Raw genomic sequence first — 19,037 nt, 5'->3', positions numbered from 1 at the left:
CCGGCAGGTTCAGGGCACCTCACCAGTGCCGTGGCGTTCCGGGTCCTCGGCCCGGTGGAGGCGTACGACGGCGCCGGGGAGCTCGACCTCGGCGGCCTGCGGCAGCGTGCCGTACTGGCCCGCCTGCTCGTGGCGCGCGGCCAGGTCGTCCCCGTGGACACCCTGTTATTCGACCTGTGGGACGACGACGCCGCCAAGGGCGCGCAGTCGGGGCTCCAGGTCTACATCTCGCGGCTGCGCCGGGTCCTCGAACCCAACCGGCCACGCGGCGGGCCGAACCGGCTGCTCGTGACGGTGGCGTCCGGCTACGCCCTGCGCGCCGCGCCCGAGCAGGTGGACGCCCTGCGCTTCGAGGCGACCGTCCGGTCGGCCGGAGAGCGGCTGGACGACAACCCCCAGGCCGCGCGGGCCAGGCTCGAATCGGCGCTCGGCCTCTGGCAGGGCACGCCGTACTCCGACTTCGCGGACCAGCCGTGGGCGGAGGCCGAGGTCGCACGGCTGAGCGAGCTGCGGCTGGTCGCCCGCGAGCGGCACGCCGACGCGGGTCTCCGGATGGGCCTGCACGCCGAGACAGTGCCCGACCTGGAGGCGCTGACCACCCAGCACGTGCTGCGCGAGGAGGGCTGGCGGCTGCTCGCGCTGGGCCTCTACCGCTGCGGGCGGCAGGGCGACGCGCTGGCCGCGCTCCGCAAGGCCCGCGCGATCCTGGACGACGAGCTGGGCATCGACCCCGGGCCCGCGCTGCGGAAGCTGGAGTCCGACATCCTGTCCCAGGATTCGGGGCTCGACCTGGTCCTCCCGGCCGCCCGCCGCGCCGTGGAGATCACGGCGACGTGGCCGCCCCGGCCGATCGAGACGGGAGCCTTGCCGCCCCTCGAACCCGAGCCGTTCGTGGGGCGCGACGCCGAGCTGACCACGCTGGCGGCCGCCGCGCCGCGCGCGCAGGCGGGGCGTTTCACGGTCGCCGTGATCGGCGGCGACCCGGGCGCGGGCAAGACCACACTGGTACGGCAGCTGTCCGGCCAGCTCGAAGCCGAGGGATGGGTGGCGGCCGCGGGCGGCTGTCCGGACAGCAGCGCGACCCCGCCGGGCTGGGCGTGGGTCGAGGTGCTGCGGACGCTCATCGCGAGGAGGGGCGCGGGCGAATACGCCGCGCTGCTGGCCCCGCTGCTCGACGACGCCACGCCGGACACCGGAGACGACGAGGCGTCGGGCGGCTTCCGGCTGCACCGGGCCGTCGGCGGTTACCTGTCGGCCGTCGCCCGCGAGGCCCCGCTGCTGATCGTCCTCGAGGACCTGCACTGGGCCGACGACCAGACGCTCGCCCTGCTCCGCGCGCTGCCCAGCCTGCTCGCCGCCAGCCGGGTGCTGATGGTCGTCACCTGCCGCGACGGCGAGCTGAACGACCAGCAGCAGGACGTGCTGGCCGCGCTCGCCCGGCTCCAGCCGGTGCGGGTGGGCCTCGACGGGCTCGACGACGCCTCGGTGGCCGAGCTGGTCCGCGCGACCTGCGTGCGGGACGTGGACGACGAGGTCGTCAGCACGATCGTCGAGCGGGCCGGGGGCAACCCGTTCTTCATCAAGGAGACCGTCCGCCTGTTCGAGGCCGAGGCGGACATCTCAGAGGTGCCCTCCGGGGTCCGCGACGTCCTGCGGCGGCGGATCGCCCGGCTGCCCGAGCGGGCCCAGCAGGTGCTGCTGCAGGCCGCGGTGATCGGCCGCGACGTGGACGTGGACGTCCTGGTGGACGTGTCCGGCGACGAGGACGCCGTGGTGGACGCGGTGGAGGCGGCGCTGCTGGCCGGGCTCGTGACGGAGCCGGGCCCCGGGCTGCTCCGGTTCGACCACGACCTGGTCAGGGACACGATCTACTCCGATGCCTCCCGGCTGCGCAGGTCGCGCCTGCACGGGGCGGTGGCCTCGGTGATCGAGCGGCGCGCCCCGGGCGACGTGGCGGCGCTGGCCCACCACTACGACGCGGCCGGGACGGTGGAGACGGCGGCGAAAGCCGTACGGTATGCGGGGCTGGCGGCCGAGCAGGCCGAGCGGCGGTTCGCGCACCGGGAGGCGGCCTCGCTGTGGCAGCAGGCCATCGCGGCCTTCGACCGCGCCCACGCCGGTGGTGGCGGCGGCGTGAAGGACCGGCTGGAGTTGCAGCTCCGCCTCATCCGGGCGCTCGCCCTGTGCGGTGACATGACCGCCGCCCGCGCGCACCGCCGCGACGCCATGGACGTGGCCCTGCCCCTCGGCGACCTGGAGCTCACCGCGCGGGTCGCGGCGGCGCTGGCGGTCCCGCACAAGGGCATCGCCCGCGACTTCACGCGCACGGCGTGGGAGATCGTCGACGTCACCGAGAAGGCCCTCGTCGAGCTGCCACCGGGCGAGCAGTCGCTGCGGGCGAGCCTGCTGGCCACGCTCGCGCTGGAGCTGGAGGGCTCCGCCACGCAGCGCGGTTACCAGGCGTCCCTGGAGGCCGAGGAACTGGCCCGGTCGAGCGGCGACCCCGCCCTGCTCGCGATGGCGCTCAGCGGGCGGCTCCGCCAGTCGTACACGCTCACGCAGGTGGACGAGCGCGAGACGATCGGCCGCGAGCTGCTGCGGGTCGGCGCGGAGTCGGGCCAGATCGCGGTTCAGACGCTCGCCCATCTGGTGCTGCTGGAGTGCGCGGCGGCCCGGGGCGACTTCGCCGAGGCCGACGCGCATCTCGCGCAGGCCGAGCGGCTCGGCCGGCAGTACGACCTGCCCGCCCCCGCCGCCGTGGGTGCCTGGTACGCCGGGCAGCGGCTGATGATCACCGGCGACTACGCCGGGGCCGAGCGGGCCTACCGGAACGCGGCCAGGCTGACCGCCAGGGCCGGCATGCTGGAGGGCCGGCAGGACCTGCCGCTGATCGCCACGTTCTGCCTGCATCTGGTGGACGGCCGCGCGGCCGAGATGGTCGAGCCGCTCGGAGAGGCGCACCAGCGCGGGGCCAAGTGGACGCTGGACCCGTACGCCGTCGCGCTGGCCTCCGCCGGTCACGACAAGGACGCGCGGGTGATCGCCACCACGCGGGAGCCGGTGCGGACGGACTTCCTCTATGAGCTGGGCCTGATCTGGCGGGCGCTGGCCGGGATGCTGCTCGACGACGCCGACCGGATGCGGGAGGCGTACGAGAAGCTCGCGCCCTTCCACGATCGGATCGGCGGGGCGGGCACGGGCGTGGTCGCCCTCTGGCCGGTGGCCAAGACGCTCGGCGATCTCGCCGTACGGCTCGGCCTGCCCGCCCGCGAGCACTACGACAAGGCGCTGGCCGTGGCCGAGCGGGTGGGCGTGCCGCGCTGGGTCGAGGACGCCCGCCAGGCCCTCGGCGGGCACGGGTGACCGGCGAACGGACGGCAAGGGCAAGGTAAGGCTGACCTTAGCAATGGCCTAAGTTAGGAATGTCCTAGGAACAGCTCAGGAACTCTGTGACCGGCGGTGAGAGCAGGTGCGGATACCCGACCCCACGTCCGCCTCGATCCTCGGCCTGCCGCTGTGGCTCGTGGTCGCGATCGGAGCGGTGGCGCTGTTCGGCGCGTTCCAGGTCTACTACTGGGTCGGCCGCAAGCTGGGCGAGGCGCTCTACCGGTCGCGCGCCGGCAGGAAGCTCGGACGGCAGCGGATCGTCCAGGTCGAGAACGTCGTACGCAGGTGGGGCGCCCTCGCCGTGTACGGCTGCTTCTGGGTGCCGGGCCTGCGGCACACGCTGCCCTGGGTCGCCGGGGCGCTGCGGGTCGACTACCGGTGGTATCTCGTGGCGAGCGCTCTCGGCTGCCTGACGTGGGTGCCGATCACGGCGTTCGGGCTCTACTCCCTCCTGTGGGCCTGGGCCGGGCTCGCCGTGCGGTCGCCCGCGCTGGCCGTCGCGGTCCTCGCGGTCGTCGCCGCGGCGGTCGCGGGTTACCTCATGTGGCGGCGGAGGGGCCGGAAGGCGCCCGTGGCCTCCTGACCATCCGCGTCATGCGATCATGTCGGGATGCGTATCGGGCTACTCGGCGTGCTGGCGGCGGCCTTCCTCACCCCTTCCCTGGTCGGCACGACGGCCGCCGCGGCGGACGCTCCTCCGGTCACCGCCCGCGAGGCCTACCTGGTGGACGCCACGGCGGGAACGATCCAGTTCGCCAAGCGGGACACGCGACGCGTGCCGGTCGCGAGCCTCACCAAGGTCATGACCGCCTACGTCGTGCGGAAGCAGGCCAGGCTGGACGACGTCGTCACGATCACCAAGGCGGACGTACGGCACGCCGCCACGAGCGGGGCCACGCACGCCGGCCTGCGGGCGGGCGAGCGGCTGACGGTCCGCGACCTGCTCTACGGGCTCATGCTCCCCTCGGGGGCCGACGCGGCCCACGCGCTGGCCGAGCGGTACGGCCCGGGCACGCCGAAGTTCGTGGCCAGGATGAACGCGGCGGCCCGCTCCCTCGGGCTGGCCGACACGCGTTACACCAACCCCGACGGCCTGCCGTCCAGCGCGTACTCGACGGCGCGCGACCAGGCGGCGCTGGCCGGCCTGGCGCTGAAGGACCCGGTCATCGCGACGATCGCGAAGAGCCGTGAGCGCGTCCTGACGAAGACGGGCCTCCATCGGGCGCACGTCTGGCACAACACGAACAAGCTGCTGGGCGACGACGGCACCCTCGGGCTGAAGACCGGATACACGCAGAAGGCCGGATACTGCCTCACGTTCGCGGCCGTGCGGAACGGCCACACGTTCATCGGCGTCGTGCTGGGCGACGTGAGCGACGCCGGCCGCTTCGCGACCGCCCGCAAGCTCCTGCGCTGGGTGGGCGACGAGATGTCCGGCGACGACGACGACGGCACTGCCGACACCCCCGCCGCGTGATCGCCGCGCGACCGCCGCGTGATCATGCACATGTTCCCGTTCACACCGTCCCACCTGGCGCTTCGCGCGGCGTGATCATGCATGACGAGGGTGCGCCCACCGGGCGGACACCGCATGATCACCGACGGTGCCGGCGCTGATCAGACCACGTGCGGCGGAACCCATGCATGATCACGATCCAGGAAACCCCACGTCCCCGCGCTCCCCGGGAAACCCTGCATGATCACGGCGATAGGGGCAGGAGTCTGTAGCCGCGCATCAGGCCGTGGCAGGCGATGGCGGCGGCGGCCACGACGTTGAGGGAGTCGACGCCCAGGTCCATGGCGGCGCGGCTCATCGGGATGCACACCGGATGGTCGGCCTCGTGCAGCCAGTGGGAGGACAGGCCGTCGCCCTCCGACCCGAGCATCAGCGCGACCCGGTCCACGAGCGGGACCTCGTCCAGCGGCACGGCGGACTGGTCCGGCGTGAGGGCGAGGAGCTGGAACCCCGCCTCGCGGATCTCGGCCAGGCCACCGTGCCAGTCGGCCATACGGGCGTACGGGATGGCGAACACCGCGCCCATGGAGACCTTCACGGACCTCCGGTAGAGGGGGTCGGCGCAGCGCGGCGACAGGATCACGGCGTCGACGCCCAGCGCCGCCGCGCAGCGGAAGATCGCCCCGACGTTGCCGTGGTCGACGAGGTCCTCCAGCACGACGATCCGGCGGGGCTGCCGGGCGCCGGGCAGGACGCCGGAGAGGAGGCCGGAGACCGGCGGCAGCGGGAGCCGTTCCATCGAGGCGAGCGCGCCCCGGTGCACCTGGAAACCGGTGATCCCCTCCATGACCTCGTCGGAGACCACGTAGACCGTGACGCCCTCGATCACGTCGGTGAGCTGGTCGAGCCACTTGGCGGTCGTCAGCACCGACCGGACCGGATGCCCGGCCGCGACGGCCCGCCGGATGACCTTCTCCCCCTCCGCCACGAAAAGCCCGCGCTCCCCCTCAAGGCTCTTGCGCAGGTCCACGTCGCGCAGGCGCACGTAGTCCGCGAGGCGGGGATCGGCGGCGTCTTCGACTCCGATGACCACCCGCCAAGGGTACGGCCTGCGCGGCATATGCCCCGATCCGGCGGCCGACAGGGCTCACCGGGGCGCGGCGAGCGCGCCCGGATTGGTCGTGACGACGACCAGCTTGGTCAGCATGCCGCCGCCGGGAGCGACCGCACCTGAGGGGCCTGCCGTACGTGGGGGCTGGAGGTGAGGCCACTCGCGCCGCCACTGAAGGGTCAGGAGCGCGAGTTCGAGACCGAGCGAGCGCAGCGTCCGGACAACGGCGAAGCCCATGCCGGGATCGGTCCACGCCCGGCCCATCCGGCCGCTCACCGCGATCTCCCGCAGGCAGCCGAGCTCCCGCAGCGCCCGCCTGATCTCCGGCGTCCAGCCCGGATCCGCGAACTCGATGAAGACCAGATCGCCGAGCCGCCGCCGGGATGGTTCCCCGCGGGCCGGGGCCGCGGCGCCGTCCACGACCATCGTCACCGGCTGCTCCCCTCACTTTGCGCAAGACGATACAACGCGTCCGGCCACTGTCAAGACATATCGCAACTCGACTCACAAGATGCGCAGATTTCATAACCTTTGGTAATCACAGCACCAAAACCGGCGTTTTGCCCCTGTTGGCCTTGCCAGTATCGTTCCGTAAGCATTACGCAGGAACTCCCATATGGTCCCGCAGAGGCGCGCACTGTCGGAGGCCACTCGACATCAAAGAGGACACCGTGGGCGGACGGCACCGCACAGACGAACTCGAGGGCGGCTTCAACCCCTATAACGATCCGCCACCGCGCCGGCGTGCCAGCCGGGGCAGGGTGTTCGTCCCGCTGGCCGGCGCGGTGGCCCTGGCCGTGCTCCTCGGCGTCGCGGCCTACGTGGTCGTGAACAAGAACCCGAGCTGCGGCAGCGACAAGATCGCCCTGTCGGTGGTCGCCTCGCCGGACATCCAGCCCGCCGTCCAGAAGGTCGCGGGCAGGTTCACCCAGGCGGGCAAGGCAATCGACGGCAAATGCGTGGCGGTCACGGTCAAGGCCGCCGACTCCGCCGACGTGGCCAACGCGATGTCGGGCAGCGGCCCCACCAACGCCAAGGTGGACCCGGACATCTGGGTGCCCGACTCCAGCCTGTGGCTGGCCGGCCTGACGAAGGACGGATCGGCGAAGCCGGCGGGCAGCGCCGCCCACTCCCCCATCGTGCTGACGGCGTCGAAGGCCGGGGCCGAGAAGCTCCAGGCGGCCTTCAGCCCGGCGAGCTGGACCGGCCTCATGAGCGCCGCCAACGCCGGGAACCCCGACGGCCTCGCCAAGAAGGTGCGGGTGCTGGCGCTCGACCCGACCCAGAACGCCGCCGGGCTGGGCGCCCTCCTCGCGGGGGCCAACGTCCTCAAGGCCGCGGGCGGCGGCGAGGAGGTCCTCGTCGGCGTGCTGCGCCAGCTGTCGGAGTCAACGGTGCCCTCCCCCGACAGCCTGTTCGCCACCCTCACAAAGGCCGCCGCGCGCATCCCGGTCGGCGTCGCCTCCGAGCAGTCGGTCTGGGCGTTCAACACCAAGACCACCCCGTCGAACCCCGCCGTCGCGCTCTACCCGGCGGAGGGCACGGTCAGCCTCGACTACCCGATCGTCATCACGGCCAAGAGCGACGCGGTCCGCAAGGCGGCCGAGTCGTTCGCCGCCGAGCTGACCTCGGCCTCCGGGCGCAAGACGGTGCAGGACTACGGCTTCCGTACGCCTGACGGCAAGGGCGGCGGGCTGCTCAAGGCCGAGAACGGCGTGAGCGCCAAGAAGCCGGTCGAGCTCCCGCTCCCCGACGCCGCGACCATCACGAAGCTCGCCCAGGCATGGCACCAGATCAAGCTGGGCACCAAGCTGCTGGCCCTGCTCGACATCTCCGGCACCATGGCGCTTCCCGCCGACAGCACGGGGGTCAGCCGCATGCGCGCCATCTCGGGTGTCGCGCAGGAGGGCCTGAAGCTGTTCCCGGAGAAGACCGAGATCGGCACCTGGGTCTTCTCGGACAACCTCCGCGGCGAGGGGGTCGACTGGAAGGAGATCGTGCCGATGGGCCCGCTGGCCCAGCAGATCAACGGGGTGACCCGTCGCGACCTCATCGCGCAGGGGTTGCGGCAGCTGCGGGCCATCAAGACCGGCAACACCGGCCTGAACGACACGCTCTGGGCGGCCTACCAGAAGATGACCCAGGAGTACGAGGCCGACAAGGTCAACACGATCATCCTGTTCACCGACGGAGTCGGCAACGACGACCCCAACGGCGGCATCTCCAACCCGCAGATCCTGCGGAAGCTGAAGCAGGCGTACGACCCGAAGAGGCCGGTAAACATCCTGATCATCTCGTTCAACACCACGAAGGACGAGAACCGCGCGCAGATGACCTCGATCGCCAAGGCCACCGGAGGCGCGGCGTTCTTCCCGCAGACGGTGCTGGAGATCCGCAACATCTTCCTGAAGGGCATCGCCCGCCGCCTCTGCGCCCCGGACTGCGGGGCCGCCGGCCAGCAGTAGCCGGTCCCTCTGGGACCCCCTTTCACAGAGGTCCCAGAGGTCGGCTCGCGCATCAGTTTTCGCAGGTCATGCCGGTTGAGCATGGTCGGCGAAGGGGTAAACGAGGCCCGCGGAGGCGGCGTCCTTCTCGTGTGGGGACTGGCGAGATCTGGTTCCGTCGAACGGGGAGGAATGTTCGTTGCCCGGATGGCCGGACGTCGGTCGTGCCGACGATCATCAACTGCTGGAGGCGCTTCGGCGCGCGGACACGCACGCGCCCGCCAGTCTCTATGACGCGTACGCCGACCGGCTCAGTGACTACGCCCACTCGCTGCTCCACCACCAGGAGCTCGCCGCGGAAGCCGTACACGACGCGCTGGTGACGGCCCACGGGTCCGCGCACCGGCTGAAGGAGCCGGTGCGGCTGCGGGCCTGGCTGTACGCGCTGACCCGGTTCCAGTGCGCGGCGCGCTCGGGCGGCCGGACGCCCACCGGCGGCACCGGGCCGACGGCCGTGCTGGAGGACTCGGCGGACCCGGAGCTCAGCGCGCTGGTGTCCGAGGCGCTCTCCGAGCTGGGCCGGCACGAGCGCGAGGTGCTGGAGCTGTCCGCCAGGCACGAGCTCACCCCCGCCGAGGTGGGGACGGTGCTCGGCCTCACCTCGCGGCAGGCGTCCGCCCGCCTGGCACGGGCCCGCGACCAGCTGGAGAACTCCGCGGCGGCCATCATCCTGGCCCGGACGGGGCGCGCCCACTGCCCGGACCTGTCCGCCCTGGTGGACATCGGCGTCGGCGCGTCGTGGCAGGACGGCCCGCTCAGCCCGATGCTCCGCAAGCGGCTGAGCCGGCACATCAGCGGCTGCAAGGTCTGCACGGAGGGCCGTCACCGGCACGTCTCCGCGGGCCGGCTGCTCGACATGCTCCCCATCGCGTTCCCTCCCCTGTCGCTGCGCCGCCGGGTCATCGACACCTGCGTCAACCCCGAGCGCGACACGACCAGGACGGCCATCACCGAGCAGGGGAGCCACCTCGATCGGCAGGGCTTTCCGGTGGTGACCGAGAGGCGGTCCCGCCGGGACAGGGAACGGACCCGTGGGCGGCGCGGTTCCCATGACCGGCGAGCGGACGGGCGGGCAGACGGGCGGGCAGACGGGCGGGCACGGCGCGTGACGCCGATCCTGCTGGCGGCGGCCTGCGTGTTCGGTACGGCAGGCGCGGTGGCGCTGGTCTCCGGGCAGGCGCCCGCCAGCCACCTGGAGGCGATGGACCCCGCACCGGCCCCGCCCGGCACGCTGATGCCCGGCCCGTCGGAGGGCGACACGACCGACCCGGCCGACCCGGCCGAAGCCGCCGGCCCAAGCGAATCGGCGGACCCGGCGGACCCCAGCGAGCAGGCCACGCCGACGACCGCGCCGACGACCGCGCCGACGACTGGGCCGACGACTGGGCCGACCGCCACCACCCGGCCGGTCCGGCGACCCCTCCGGACCCCGCATGCGAGGCCCGGCGGCGTGGCGGCGCTGTCGGCGAGCTGCCCCGGGAGTCTCGGCCCGGCCGCCGGAGGCGTGATCACCCTGTCCGCCCGCAACGCCGACGTGGAGTGGACGGCGACCACCTCGGAAGGGGTGATCGTCGCGCCGAGCCGGGGCAGGCTCAGGGCGGGGGCGAACGGCCGGATCATGCTCGCCGTCGAGGACCCCGGTTCGCCGGGCCGCGGCCTGATCACCTTCCGGTCGGCCGCGGGCAACCCGTCCTGCCGGGTCTCCTGGGACGGGCAGGACGACGGAGAGGGCGGGGACGGAGGCACGGACACACCGTCGGATCCCCCGACCACCCCGCCCGCGGACGACCCGTCGGCCTCGCCCTCGTCGCTGGCCTCATCGGCCCCGGCCACGCCCTGACCGCAATCCGGCCGGTAAATCGCGGCCCGAAATTTGGCTTTTCTCCTAATTGACGCCTGAGTGACCTATTTAGCCCTTGACTGATCACCTTACTGTCCGGCCTAACCTGTGCCCGAGCGTGAGCGTCCTACAACATGTCGGATAACATCACGGCTCTCCCCAGTGATCCGGTAAACCCGTGACTCACCTGAGGCGTCGCCATTGACGTCCGGTGACGCCGGTTGGTCCCATGAACGGGCCGCCATCCGAGGTCACAGTGGCCCCAGGGCCTCTACCAGCCAGGAGTCAGGAAGCATGGGCAGGAACGGCACCGTCGTGAAGGTCGTGCTCGCCGTGGCGTGCGCAGCCGGCGCGGTGCTCGCGCTGGCGGACGTCCAGACCCCGGCCCGCGTCTTCCTCACGCCGCTCTTTCTCCTGGTCGTTCCCGGTGCCGCGGTCGCGGGACTGTTGCGTGATCGTGACCCACTCGCCATGTTTACGGTGGGCGCAGCGGCAAGTCTGACAATCAACGTCCTACTCGCCGAAGCCATGCTTCTCTTCGACGCCTGGTCTCCCCGCGCCGGGGTGGCCACCATCGGAGTGCTCGGCTTCTTCCTGCTCGTCATCCGGTTGCTCTACCGGAGACAGGCACCAGTGGAACAGGGGGCAGGCTCCAGGTGATCACCACGACGATCCGCGCCGGGGGGCTCGAAACCCTGAAGCTCGTCCGGCGGCGTACCGCACCCCGGCCGGAGTCATCCGTGAACCCCCTCCACGGGCACTGACCGGGCTCGCGTTCCCGTCTCCCTCCACCCCACCCCCGAGTTCCTGCCCCAAGACCGGGATGGACCGCCTCTCCATCCAGTCGCGCCGGTCCGTTGGCAGTCTCCGCTCATGACAGACCGCCCGGAAGGACATTTCAGTCACCATGAGTCCCGAGATCACCGAGCAGAGCGTCAAGTCTCAGTTCGCCACCCTGCGGTCGCTGCCGACTGCGGACCGCTACACAGCGCTTGGTCCCCATCTCGCCGTCGCCCCCACCGTGAGCGTCGTCATCCCGGCCATGAACGAGGCGGAGAACCTGCCTCACGTGTTCGCCACGCTGCCGCAGTGGGTCCACGAGGTGGTGCTGGTGGACGGCCATTCCACCGATGAGACGGTCGCGGTCGCGCGCAGGCTGCGCCCGACCCTCCGGGTGGTGCACCAGCGCGGCCGGGGCAAGGGAGACGCTCTGGCCGCGGGGTTCGCCGCGTGCACCGGTGAGATCATCGTCATGATCGACGCCGACGGCTCCACCGACGGCCGCGAGATCATCCAGTTCGTCAGCACGCTGGTGAGCGGCGCCGACTTCGCGAAGGGGTCCCGGTACATCCCGGGAGGCGGCAGCGACGACCTCACCTTCAGCCGCAGGCTGGGCAACACCGTGCTCCGCACGCTCGTGAACTGGATCTACGGCACCCGCTACACCGACCTGTGCTACGGCTACAACGCCTTCTGGGCCCGCCACCTCCCCGTGCTCGACCTCGACTGCGAGGGATTCGAGGTGGAGACGCTGATGAACATCCGCGCGGCCCAGGCGGGGCTGCGCATCCACGAGGTGCCGAGCCATGAGCGCTGCCGGATCCACGGGGAGAGCAACCTGCGGGCCGTCCGGGACGGGCTGCGGGTCCTGCGGACGATCGTGAAGGAGCGGCGGCGCTCGGCCCGGCTGGAGCCGGCTCCCACGCCCGCCGCGGCGGCCGACCAGGGCGCGGCATGACCCTGCCGACGACTCTGAGGACGTCCGTCGTCATCTGCGTCTACACCGAGGATCGCTGGGACGACATCAGGGCGGCCGTGGACTCGGTGCGCGGACAGCGGCGGCAGCCGCATGAGCTGATCATCGTGGTGGACCACAATCCCGACCTGCACCTCAAGCTGAAGCGGGAGCATCCCGACGCCATCGTGGTCGAGAACGCCCACGAGCGGGGGCTGTCGGGCGGCAAGAACACGGGGGTCGAGGCGGCGACCGGCGACGTGGTGGCCTTCCTCGACGACGACGCCGTGGCCGACCCGGGCTGGCTGGCCGCCTTCGAGCCGGACTTCGCCGATCCGGCCGTGGTCGGCGTGGGCGGCCTCACCAGGCCGCTGTGGGTGACGGGCCGCCGCCCGCGCTGGTTCCCCGAGGAGTTCGACTGGACGGTGGGCTGCACCTACCGGGGAATGCCCGACCGGCGCGCCCGGATCCGCAACGTGATGGGCGGCAACGCGGCCTTCCGCAGGGAGGTCGTCGGCGAGGTCGGCGGCTTCCACACCGGGATCGGGCGCAACGTGCAGGGGCGCAGGAGCCTCCCCCTGGGCTGCGAGGAGACCGAGTTCTGCATCCGGCTGTCGCAGCGGCGCCCCGGCTCGGTGATGCTGTTCGAGCCGGGCGCGGCCATCGGCCACAAGGTGCCGGAGGCGCGTGCCACGCTCGCCTACTTCCGGTCGAGGTGCTACGCCGAGGGGCTGTCCAAGGCGCTGGTCACGCACAGCGTCGGCGCGGGCGACGGGCTCTCCAGCGAGCGCGACTACACGTTCAAGACGCTGCCCATGGGCGTGCTCCGCGGGCTCGGCCACGCCGTACGCGGTGACCTCGCGGGGCTGGGCCGCGCGGCGGCGATCGTCATCGGCCTCGCCTGGACGACCTGGGGCTACGTGGTGGGCACCGTGCGGCTGAAGGTCCGTTCATGACCCGGGTGCCCATCCTGATGTACCACTCGGTGACGGACCGCCCGAACGGGGACACCCGACCGCATGCCGTACGGCCGGGGGACTTCGCCGAGCAGATGGGCTACCTGAAGGACGCCGGGTTCACGCCCCTGACGGTCAGTGAGCTGGTGGCCTCCCTCAACCGCCCCGGGCGGGAGGTGCCGGCCCGGCCGGTGGTGGTCACCTTCGACGACGGCTACGCCGACTTCCACGCGCAAGCCCTGCCCGTCCTCGACCGCCTCGGCATCCCCTCCACGGTGTTCCTGACCAGCGGATGGGTCCACGACGCCGGGACCGAGGCAGCGGGCCGGCCGCTCGACCGCATGCTGTCGTGGAGCCAGGCCCGCGAGGCCGCCGAGCACGGCGTGGAGATCGCCGGGCACAGCCACAGCCATCCCCAGCTCGACCAGCTCCGCGACCACGAGCTCCGCCAGGAGCTGCGGCGTAACAAGGCGCTGCTGGAGGACCGGATCGGCCGCCCGGTGACGACCATGGCCTACCCGTACGGCTACTCCAGCGCGAGGGTGCGCCGCGAGGTGCGGAAGGCGGGCTACTGGGCGGCGTGCGCCGTGAGCAACGCGATCGCGGCCGACCGCCACGACCTGCTCGCCATCCCCCGGCTGACGGTCGGGCGGAGCACCACGATGGCCCGCTTCCGGCTGGCCGTGGAGGGGCGTGGCGTCCCTCTCGTCTATCTCAAGGAACGCATCCTCACCAGCGGTTACGCCGTCGTCCGCCGCACCCGGCGAGGCCTCGGCCGGATGGCCACCGGCCAGTAACAATCAGGCTTCGCGAGGTGTCAGCGGAAGCGCGAAAGGGGAGAAACCACGCGACCGAGGATTTGAGGGGGCATTGTGGCCCAAGCATGGCTGCCCGGCGCCAGTCGACTTCCCTCCCCCGAGGACTCCGGCCGGATGTACGGCGGAGCTCCGCGGGCTGTCTGGTTCATTTGGCCGGCTGACCCCCACGGGGTCTCGGCGCGGTCCGTGGCCCAGCGGCTGATCCAGCTCAAACGCCCCTCCCACCTGGTGTGGAACCCGGTGGCCGGGGAGATCGTCCAACTGCTCCCGCCCATGCGGGCCGCGAGCGGCCTGCCCTCCGAGCGGGGCCGCAACGGACGGACCTGCGTGCAGATCCGGGTCATCGGCTCGGCGCACGAACCGTTCACCGACACCAAGCTCGACGGCCTCGACGAGATCCTGGCCTGGCTCGACTCGTGGGACGTGCCGCGCCGCTGGCCGGCCGGGCCGCCCCTGCCGTTCCCGCACTCGCTCGCCGCCGAGCGGAGCGCCCGCCTGTGGGCGCGCGGGGGGCACTATGGCCACTCCCAGGTGCCGGGGGCGTGCGAGGGCGATCCGGGCTCGATCGACATCACCCGAATCGTCGGCGACGTGCCGCCGGAGTTCGCGCTCCCCCGCCCGCGCGAGGACTTCCGGCTCCTGGAGCGCGTGATCTAGCGCACCGGTCAAGTAAGGGACGAATGCGCACGCCGAAGGTCCCTCAGGGCAGCAACTCCCTGATCACGGCGCAGCCGCGTTTCACGTCGGCCAGCGAGGCCGAGCCGTACCCGAGCACGATGCCGTGCACCCGGGGCGGGCCGTGGTGGTGGCGCGCGGTCGTGTCGAACAGCACGCCGCGCTCCTCGGCGCGCTTCACCAGGCCGGGGACGACCTCCGCCGGAAGCTCGATCATGACGTGCAGCCCGGCGGTGTCCCCCCGGATGAGCGGGCCGAGGGGGCCGAGCGCGTCCACGATGGCGGCGCGGCGGCGGGCGTACTCCAGCCGCATCCTCCGCAGGTGCCGGTCGAGGTCGCCGCGCTCCAGCAGGGTGGCGACCGCCTTCTGAACCGGCCCGGAGGTGCGGTCGGACAGATCGTGCCGCCGCCGGGCGATCGCGTCGAGCAGGTCCTCGGAGGCCACCAGCCAGCCGAGGCCGATGTCCGGGCTGAGCGACTTCGACAGCGTGCCGAGGAGCACCACCTGGCCGGGGTCCAGGCCGTAGAGCGCGGGCAGCGGCGCCACGTCGTAGCGGAACTCGGCGTCGTAGTCGTCCTCGATCACGATCGCGCCGGTGCGGCGGGCCCACGCGAGGAGCCGCTCCCTGCGCGCGATCGGCAGCCGCCCCCCGCAGGGATACTGATGGGCCGGAGTCGTGTAGATGACGCGCAGATCGTCCGCAAGCCCCTCGACCATGACTCCCTGGCGGTCCACGGGACACGGGACGATCTCGGCCCCCCGTGCGGCCAGGACGTTCCGGGCCTTCCGGTATCCCGGCTCCTCCACTCCCACTCTGTCGCCGGGCCTGATGAGGGTGGCCGCGATGAGGTCGAGCCCGTGGCCGGTCCCCCGGGTGACCATCACGTTCGGCGCCCCGGCGGGGACGGCGCGCGCCCGCCGGAGATGCCCGGCCAGCAGCTCCCGCAGCTCGGGATGACCGTAGGGGTCGGGCCAGTCGGACGGCGGAAGCTCCCCGGCGCTCCGCCAGGCCCGCCGCCAGGCCGCCGCGTCGTATCCGAAGACCCACGGCCGCCCCGGCCGCAGGTCCACCACCCCCGGGCCGAATAGGGGGTGATCATGCACAGATTCCCGGGCGCCCGCTCCCACCTGCGCATTTCCCGTTCGTGATCTGGCACGGATTCCCGGCTCCCGCCCCTGACCAGCGGAACCATCGCGCGTGATCATGCTGTCGCCCGTCGTCGCGACGTAGGTGCCGGACCCGTGCCGCCCGTCGAGCCAGCCCTCGGCGTAGAGCTGCTGGTAGGCCTCGGTCACGACGGTGCGGCTGACGCCCAGCACGCCCGCGAGCCCCCGGGTGGACGGCAGCCGCTCCCCGGTCTTCAGCGCCCCGCTCCGCATGGCGTCCCGGAGCTGGTCCCCGAGCTGTACGGCCAGCGGCACCGGCGCCGACCGGTCCACGACCAGCGGAAGGTCGATGTGCGTGCGCAAAGTGGTCTCCCATTGGCGACGGTAAGTGGACATGTTCCACCAGTCCACTTCGGCCTAACGTAACGGACATGCTCTCCACTACCGCACGTACCACCCTGAACCGAGGGAAGGACCGCGGCCGCACGGACCGCGCCGACCTCTACGCCGTGCTGGACGCCGGGCTGATCTGCCATCTCGGAGTGGTGGCCGACGGCTGCCCCAGAGTGATCCCCACCGGTTACGGGAGGATCGGCGACACCCTCTACCTGCACGGCTCGACGGGAGCGGCCTCGCTCCGCGCGGCGCTCGCCGGGCCGGTGTGCGTCACCGTGACCCACGTGGACGGCATCGTGCTGGCGCGCTCGGCCTTCCACCACTCGGTGAACTACCGCTCGGCCATGATCTACGGCGAGGCCCGCATGGTGGAGGACGACGGAGAGCGCCTCGACGCCCTCCGTGCGATCACCGAGCAGCTCGCCCCCGGGCAGTGGGACGCCGTGCGGCCGCCGGACCGGAAGGAGCTCGCGGGAACGGCGGTCGTGGCCCTCTCCCTGGAGGAGGCGTCGGTCAAGATCCGGGTGGGCCCGCCGAAGGACGACGAGGAGGACTACGAACTGCCCGTATGGGCGGGCGTGCTGCCGCTCGTCGTGTCGTGGGGCGAGCCCCTGCCCGACCCGCTCCTGCCCTCGGGCATCCCCGTCCCCGACCACATTCGGTACAGGGATAGCGCGGCTCCCCACTGATTGGGCACACTTTGGCCAACCTGTTCACTCGACGGGACGCCGATCAGCCAGGCGGACCGCCGCATCCCAGGAGGCCGCATGACCGCCCCCGGCGACTGGAACGTGCCGGGCTACACCGTGGTGCGCCAACTCGGCGCGGGTGGCGGGGGCCGGGTCGTGCTGGCGGTGCACGAGGCGTCCGGCGCCCGCGTGGCCGTCAAGTATCTCTCCGAGGACCTGCGCGGGCAGCCCGGCTTCCTCGCACGGTTCCGTGGAGAGGCCCGCCTGCTGGTGGAGCTCGACGATCCCCACGTGGCCCAGCTCTACGAGTACGTCGAGACCCACCAGGGCGCGGCCATCGTCATGGAGCTCGTCAACGGCGCCTCGCTGCGGGCGCTGCTGCGCCAGGAGGGCTCGACCGGGCCCGAGGCGGCCCTGGCCGTACTCAAGGGATCGCTGCTCGGGCTCGCGGCCGCGCATGAGACGGGCGTGGTCCACCGCGACTACAAGCCGGAGAACGTGCTGGTCCAGGGCGACGGCGCGAGCAAGCTCGTCGACTTCGGCATCGCCGTGCGCGCCGGGGACGCCATGGCCCCCGCCGGGACCCCGCCGTACATGGCGCCCGAGCAGTGGACCGGCCTGGCCGCCTCACCGGCGTCCGACGTGTACGCCGCGACGGCCGTCTTCTTCGAATGCCTCACCGGGCATCGCCCCTACCAGGCCACCGACAACGTGGTGCTGCGGCACCAGCACCAGACCGCGCCCGTCCCGGCCGGGGAGGTGCCGGAGCCGGTGCGCGGACTGGTCGAGCGGGGCATGGCCAAGGACCCGGCGATGCGGCCGGCCAGCGCGGCGATGTTCGTCGCGGAGCTGGAGGAGGTCGCCGCGGCGGCCTACGGCGCCGACTGGGAGGAGCGGGGCAGGCGCAAGCTGGCCGCGATCGCCGCCGTGCTGGCCGCGACGTTCCCCCTCAACCGGCAGCCGCCCGCCGAGATCGGCACCTCGCTCTTCCAGACCGTCCTGCGGGCCGTCAAGCGGCACCGGGTCCGGCTCGCCGCCGGGGCGGGGATCCTGGTGCTGGCGGCCGGGGGCATCACGGCGTTCGCCCTCACCGGGCAGTCCCGGGCGCATCGCACGACGCCTGTGGCCGCGCCGTCGGCCAGCGCGGCCCCGTCAGTGGCTCTGCCGCCCACACCCGGCGAGACACCCGCGCCGACACCCACAGGGACATCTACAGGCACACCCACGGGGACATCCTCAGCGGCACCGGGCGAAAGCCCGAGCGAGACGCCGGCCCCTCCCACGCCGAGCGTGACGAAGACCCCGAAGCCCTCCCCCAAGCCGTCGCCGTCCGTCACGCCCCCGCCGCCGACCAAGGTGGTCAGCGTGCACGTCAGCGGTCTCACGCTCGGCCCGGGCGGCGGTCCCGCCGCCGCCGCGCTCTCCCTCCGCCCCTTCCCGTACGGCACGGCGAGCCGTACGGTCGCCGCCGCGCCTACGGCGAGCGGGACGGTCACCGTCGTGACGAGCGGAACCGCGAAGGTCACGCTGACCGTGCGCTTCACCGTGAACGGCAAGGCGGCCGGCACGCGGGAGATGACGCTCAAGGGCGCCAAGAAGTACGTCAAGACGGTCAGCCAGGACCTCGGCAGCCGCCCCTGCGGCGGCACCTTGGGGATGACGGCGACGACCACGCCGGCGGCGGGCGGCGGCACGGGGAGCATCACCGTCAAGACGCCCGAATGCCCCACCTCCGTCACCGGCGTCAAGGTGCTGTCGCTCGCCATGACGGACCCGCGCGTGGCCACCGCCAAGGTGGAGGTCACCACCGACGGCACCGGGCAGGTCGCGCTGACCGGCGACTTCTCGTCCTCCGACGGCCAGTCCGGCCAGCGGGCCGCGACGCTGTCCGGGAAGAAGAGCTATACCCGCACGCTGTCGTTCACCTTCGGCCGGCGGCCCTGCGAGACGGTCACCATCACCGCCACGACCGACCCGGACGCGCCCTCGGGCGGCGCGTCCCGGACCATCAGGGTCGACTGCCCGGCGGCGGTCACGGGCGTAACGGTGAACCGCCTGACCCGGGTCGCCACGGCGGCGACGACCGCGGTGACCGTGACGACGGAGAACGCCAAGCCGGTGCAGCTCACCGTGACCTGGCTGCTCAGGGGCAAGGCCGTCGGCTCGCAGTCGGTCACCCTGTCGGGCCGGACCAGCTACACCGTCACGATGAAGTTCACCTACTCGCGCCTGCCGTGCGGCACCGGGTGGGGCGTGACGGCCGCGACGGCGCCGAACGCGGCGAGTGGCGTGGCCACCCGCACCAAGAAGATCGGAGCCTGCACCGTCACACCCGCGTGAGCGTCACACCCGCATGCCGCAC

15 protein-coding genes are annotated in these 19,037 nt (G+C 72.5%); 12 read left to right on the top strand and 3 right to left on the bottom strand.

The window, feature by feature from the left end; all coding sequences use genetic code 11:
- The first annotated feature begins 30 nt into the window (after positions 1-30).
- The 3 genes from ABH927_RS24910 (at position 31) to ABH927_RS24900 (ending at position 4,864) form a co-directional block, all read left to right on the top strand.
- Positions 31-3,363 carry a BTAD domain-containing putative transcriptional regulator gene (locus tag ABH927_RS24910; protein ID WP_370025250.1) on the top strand — a complete coding sequence of 1,111 codons (3,333 nt, stop codon included), beginning with the start codon at positions 31-33 and terminating at the stop codon, positions 3,361-3,363.
- Positions 3,364-3,469: 106 nt separating this feature from the next.
- Positions 3,470-3,970, top strand: coding sequence for a DedA family protein (locus ABH927_RS24905; protein WP_370025248.1), 501 nt, complete (start codon positions 3,470-3,472; stop codon positions 3,968-3,970).
- 27 nt (positions 3,971-3,997) lie between these two features.
- On the top strand, positions 3,998-4,864 hold the full coding sequence (locus ABH927_RS24900; protein ID WP_370025246.1) for a D-alanyl-D-alanine carboxypeptidase family protein: 867 nt from the start codon (positions 3,998-4,000) through the stop codon (positions 4,862-4,864).
- A gap of 223 nt (positions 4,865-5,087) precedes the next feature.
- On the opposite strand, the gene ABH927_RS24895 is transcribed toward ABH927_RS24900, so the two are convergent.
- The gene (locus tag ABH927_RS24895; protein ID WP_370025243.1) at positions 5,088-5,936 is read right to left on the bottom strand and encodes a TrmH family RNA methyltransferase; all 849 of its coding nucleotides are present in this window, start codon (positions 5,934-5,936) and stop codon (positions 5,088-5,090) included.
- Between the two features lie 54 nt (positions 5,937-5,990).
- Positions 5,991-6,386: a hypothetical protein gene (locus ABH927_RS24890; protein ID WP_370025240.1), complete on the bottom strand. Its 396-nt coding sequence runs from the start codon at positions 6,384-6,386 to the stop codon at positions 5,991-5,993.
- A gap of 239 nt (positions 6,387-6,625) precedes the next feature.
- On the opposite strand from ABH927_RS24890, the gene ABH927_RS24885 reads away from it, so the two are divergent.
- From ABH927_RS24885 to ABH927_RS24855, 7 genes are all read left to right on the top strand, one after another.
- Positions 6,626-8,419: a substrate-binding and VWA domain-containing protein gene (locus ABH927_RS24885; RefSeq protein WP_370025237.1), complete on the top strand. Its 1,794-nt coding sequence runs from the start codon at positions 6,626-6,628 to the stop codon at positions 8,417-8,419.
- 178 nt (positions 8,420-8,597) lie between these two features.
- The gene (locus tag ABH927_RS24880; RefSeq protein ID WP_370025234.1) at positions 8,598-10,298 is read left to right on the top strand and encodes an RNA polymerase sigma factor; all 1,701 of its coding nucleotides are present in this window, start codon (positions 8,598-8,600) and stop codon (positions 10,296-10,298) included.
- 294 nt (positions 10,299-10,592) lie between these two features.
- A complete protein-coding gene (locus tag ABH927_RS24875; RefSeq protein ID WP_370025232.1) occupies positions 10,593-10,958 on the top strand; it encodes a hypothetical protein in 366 nt (121 codons plus the stop codon).
- Positions 10,959-11,205: 247 nt separating this feature from the next.
- Positions 11,206-12,036: a glycosyltransferase family 2 protein gene (locus tag ABH927_RS24870; protein WP_370025229.1), complete on the top strand. Its 831-nt coding sequence runs from the start codon at positions 11,206-11,208 to the stop codon at positions 12,034-12,036.
- On the top strand, positions 12,033-12,989 hold the full coding sequence (locus ABH927_RS24865) for a glycosyltransferase family 2 protein (RefSeq protein ID WP_370025226.1): 957 nt from the start codon (positions 12,033-12,035) through the stop codon (positions 12,987-12,989). The genes ABH927_RS24870 and ABH927_RS24865 overlap by 4 nt, the downstream gene beginning before the upstream one ends.
- Positions 12,986-13,786, top strand: coding sequence for a polysaccharide deacetylase family protein (locus tag ABH927_RS24860; protein ID WP_370025223.1), 801 nt, complete (start codon positions 12,986-12,988; stop codon positions 13,784-13,786). Before ABH927_RS24865 ends, ABH927_RS24860 begins: the two co-directional genes overlap by 4 nt.
- A 207-nt stretch (positions 13,787-13,993) precedes the next feature.
- Positions 13,994-14,464 (top strand): hypothetical protein, encoded by a 471-nt coding sequence (locus ABH927_RS24855; protein ID WP_370025221.1) that lies wholly within the window; start codon positions 13,994-13,996, stop codon positions 14,462-14,464.
- Between the two features lie 43 nt (positions 14,465-14,507).
- On the opposite strand, the gene ABH927_RS24850 is transcribed toward ABH927_RS24855, so the two are convergent.
- Positions 14,508-15,986 carry a PLP-dependent aminotransferase family protein gene (locus ABH927_RS24850; RefSeq protein WP_370025218.1) on the bottom strand — a complete coding sequence of 493 codons (1,479 nt, stop codon included), beginning with the start codon at positions 15,984-15,986 and terminating at the stop codon, positions 14,508-14,510.
- A gap of 35 nt (positions 15,987-16,021) precedes the next feature.
- On the opposite strand from ABH927_RS24850, the gene ABH927_RS24845 reads away from it, so the two are divergent.
- Positions 16,022-16,675, top strand: a complete 654-nt coding sequence (locus ABH927_RS24845) for a pyridoxamine 5'-phosphate oxidase family protein (RefSeq protein WP_370025215.1) — start codon at positions 16,022-16,024, stop codon at positions 16,673-16,675.
- Positions 16,676-16,753: 78 nt separating this feature from the next.
- On the top strand, positions 16,754-19,015 hold the full coding sequence (locus ABH927_RS24840; protein ID WP_370025211.1) for a serine/threonine-protein kinase: 2,262 nt from the start codon (positions 16,754-16,756) through the stop codon (positions 19,013-19,015).
- Positions 19,016-19,037 lie beyond the last annotated feature (22 nt).

It is taken from the genome of Planotetraspora sp. GP83 (assembly GCF_041262585.1).
GTDB lineage: Bacteria > Actinomycetota > Actinomycetes > Streptosporangiales > Streptosporangiaceae > JAOEGB01.
Note: the sequence above shows the minus strand (reverse complement) of the source record. Positions and strands in the feature narration are given on the sequence as shown.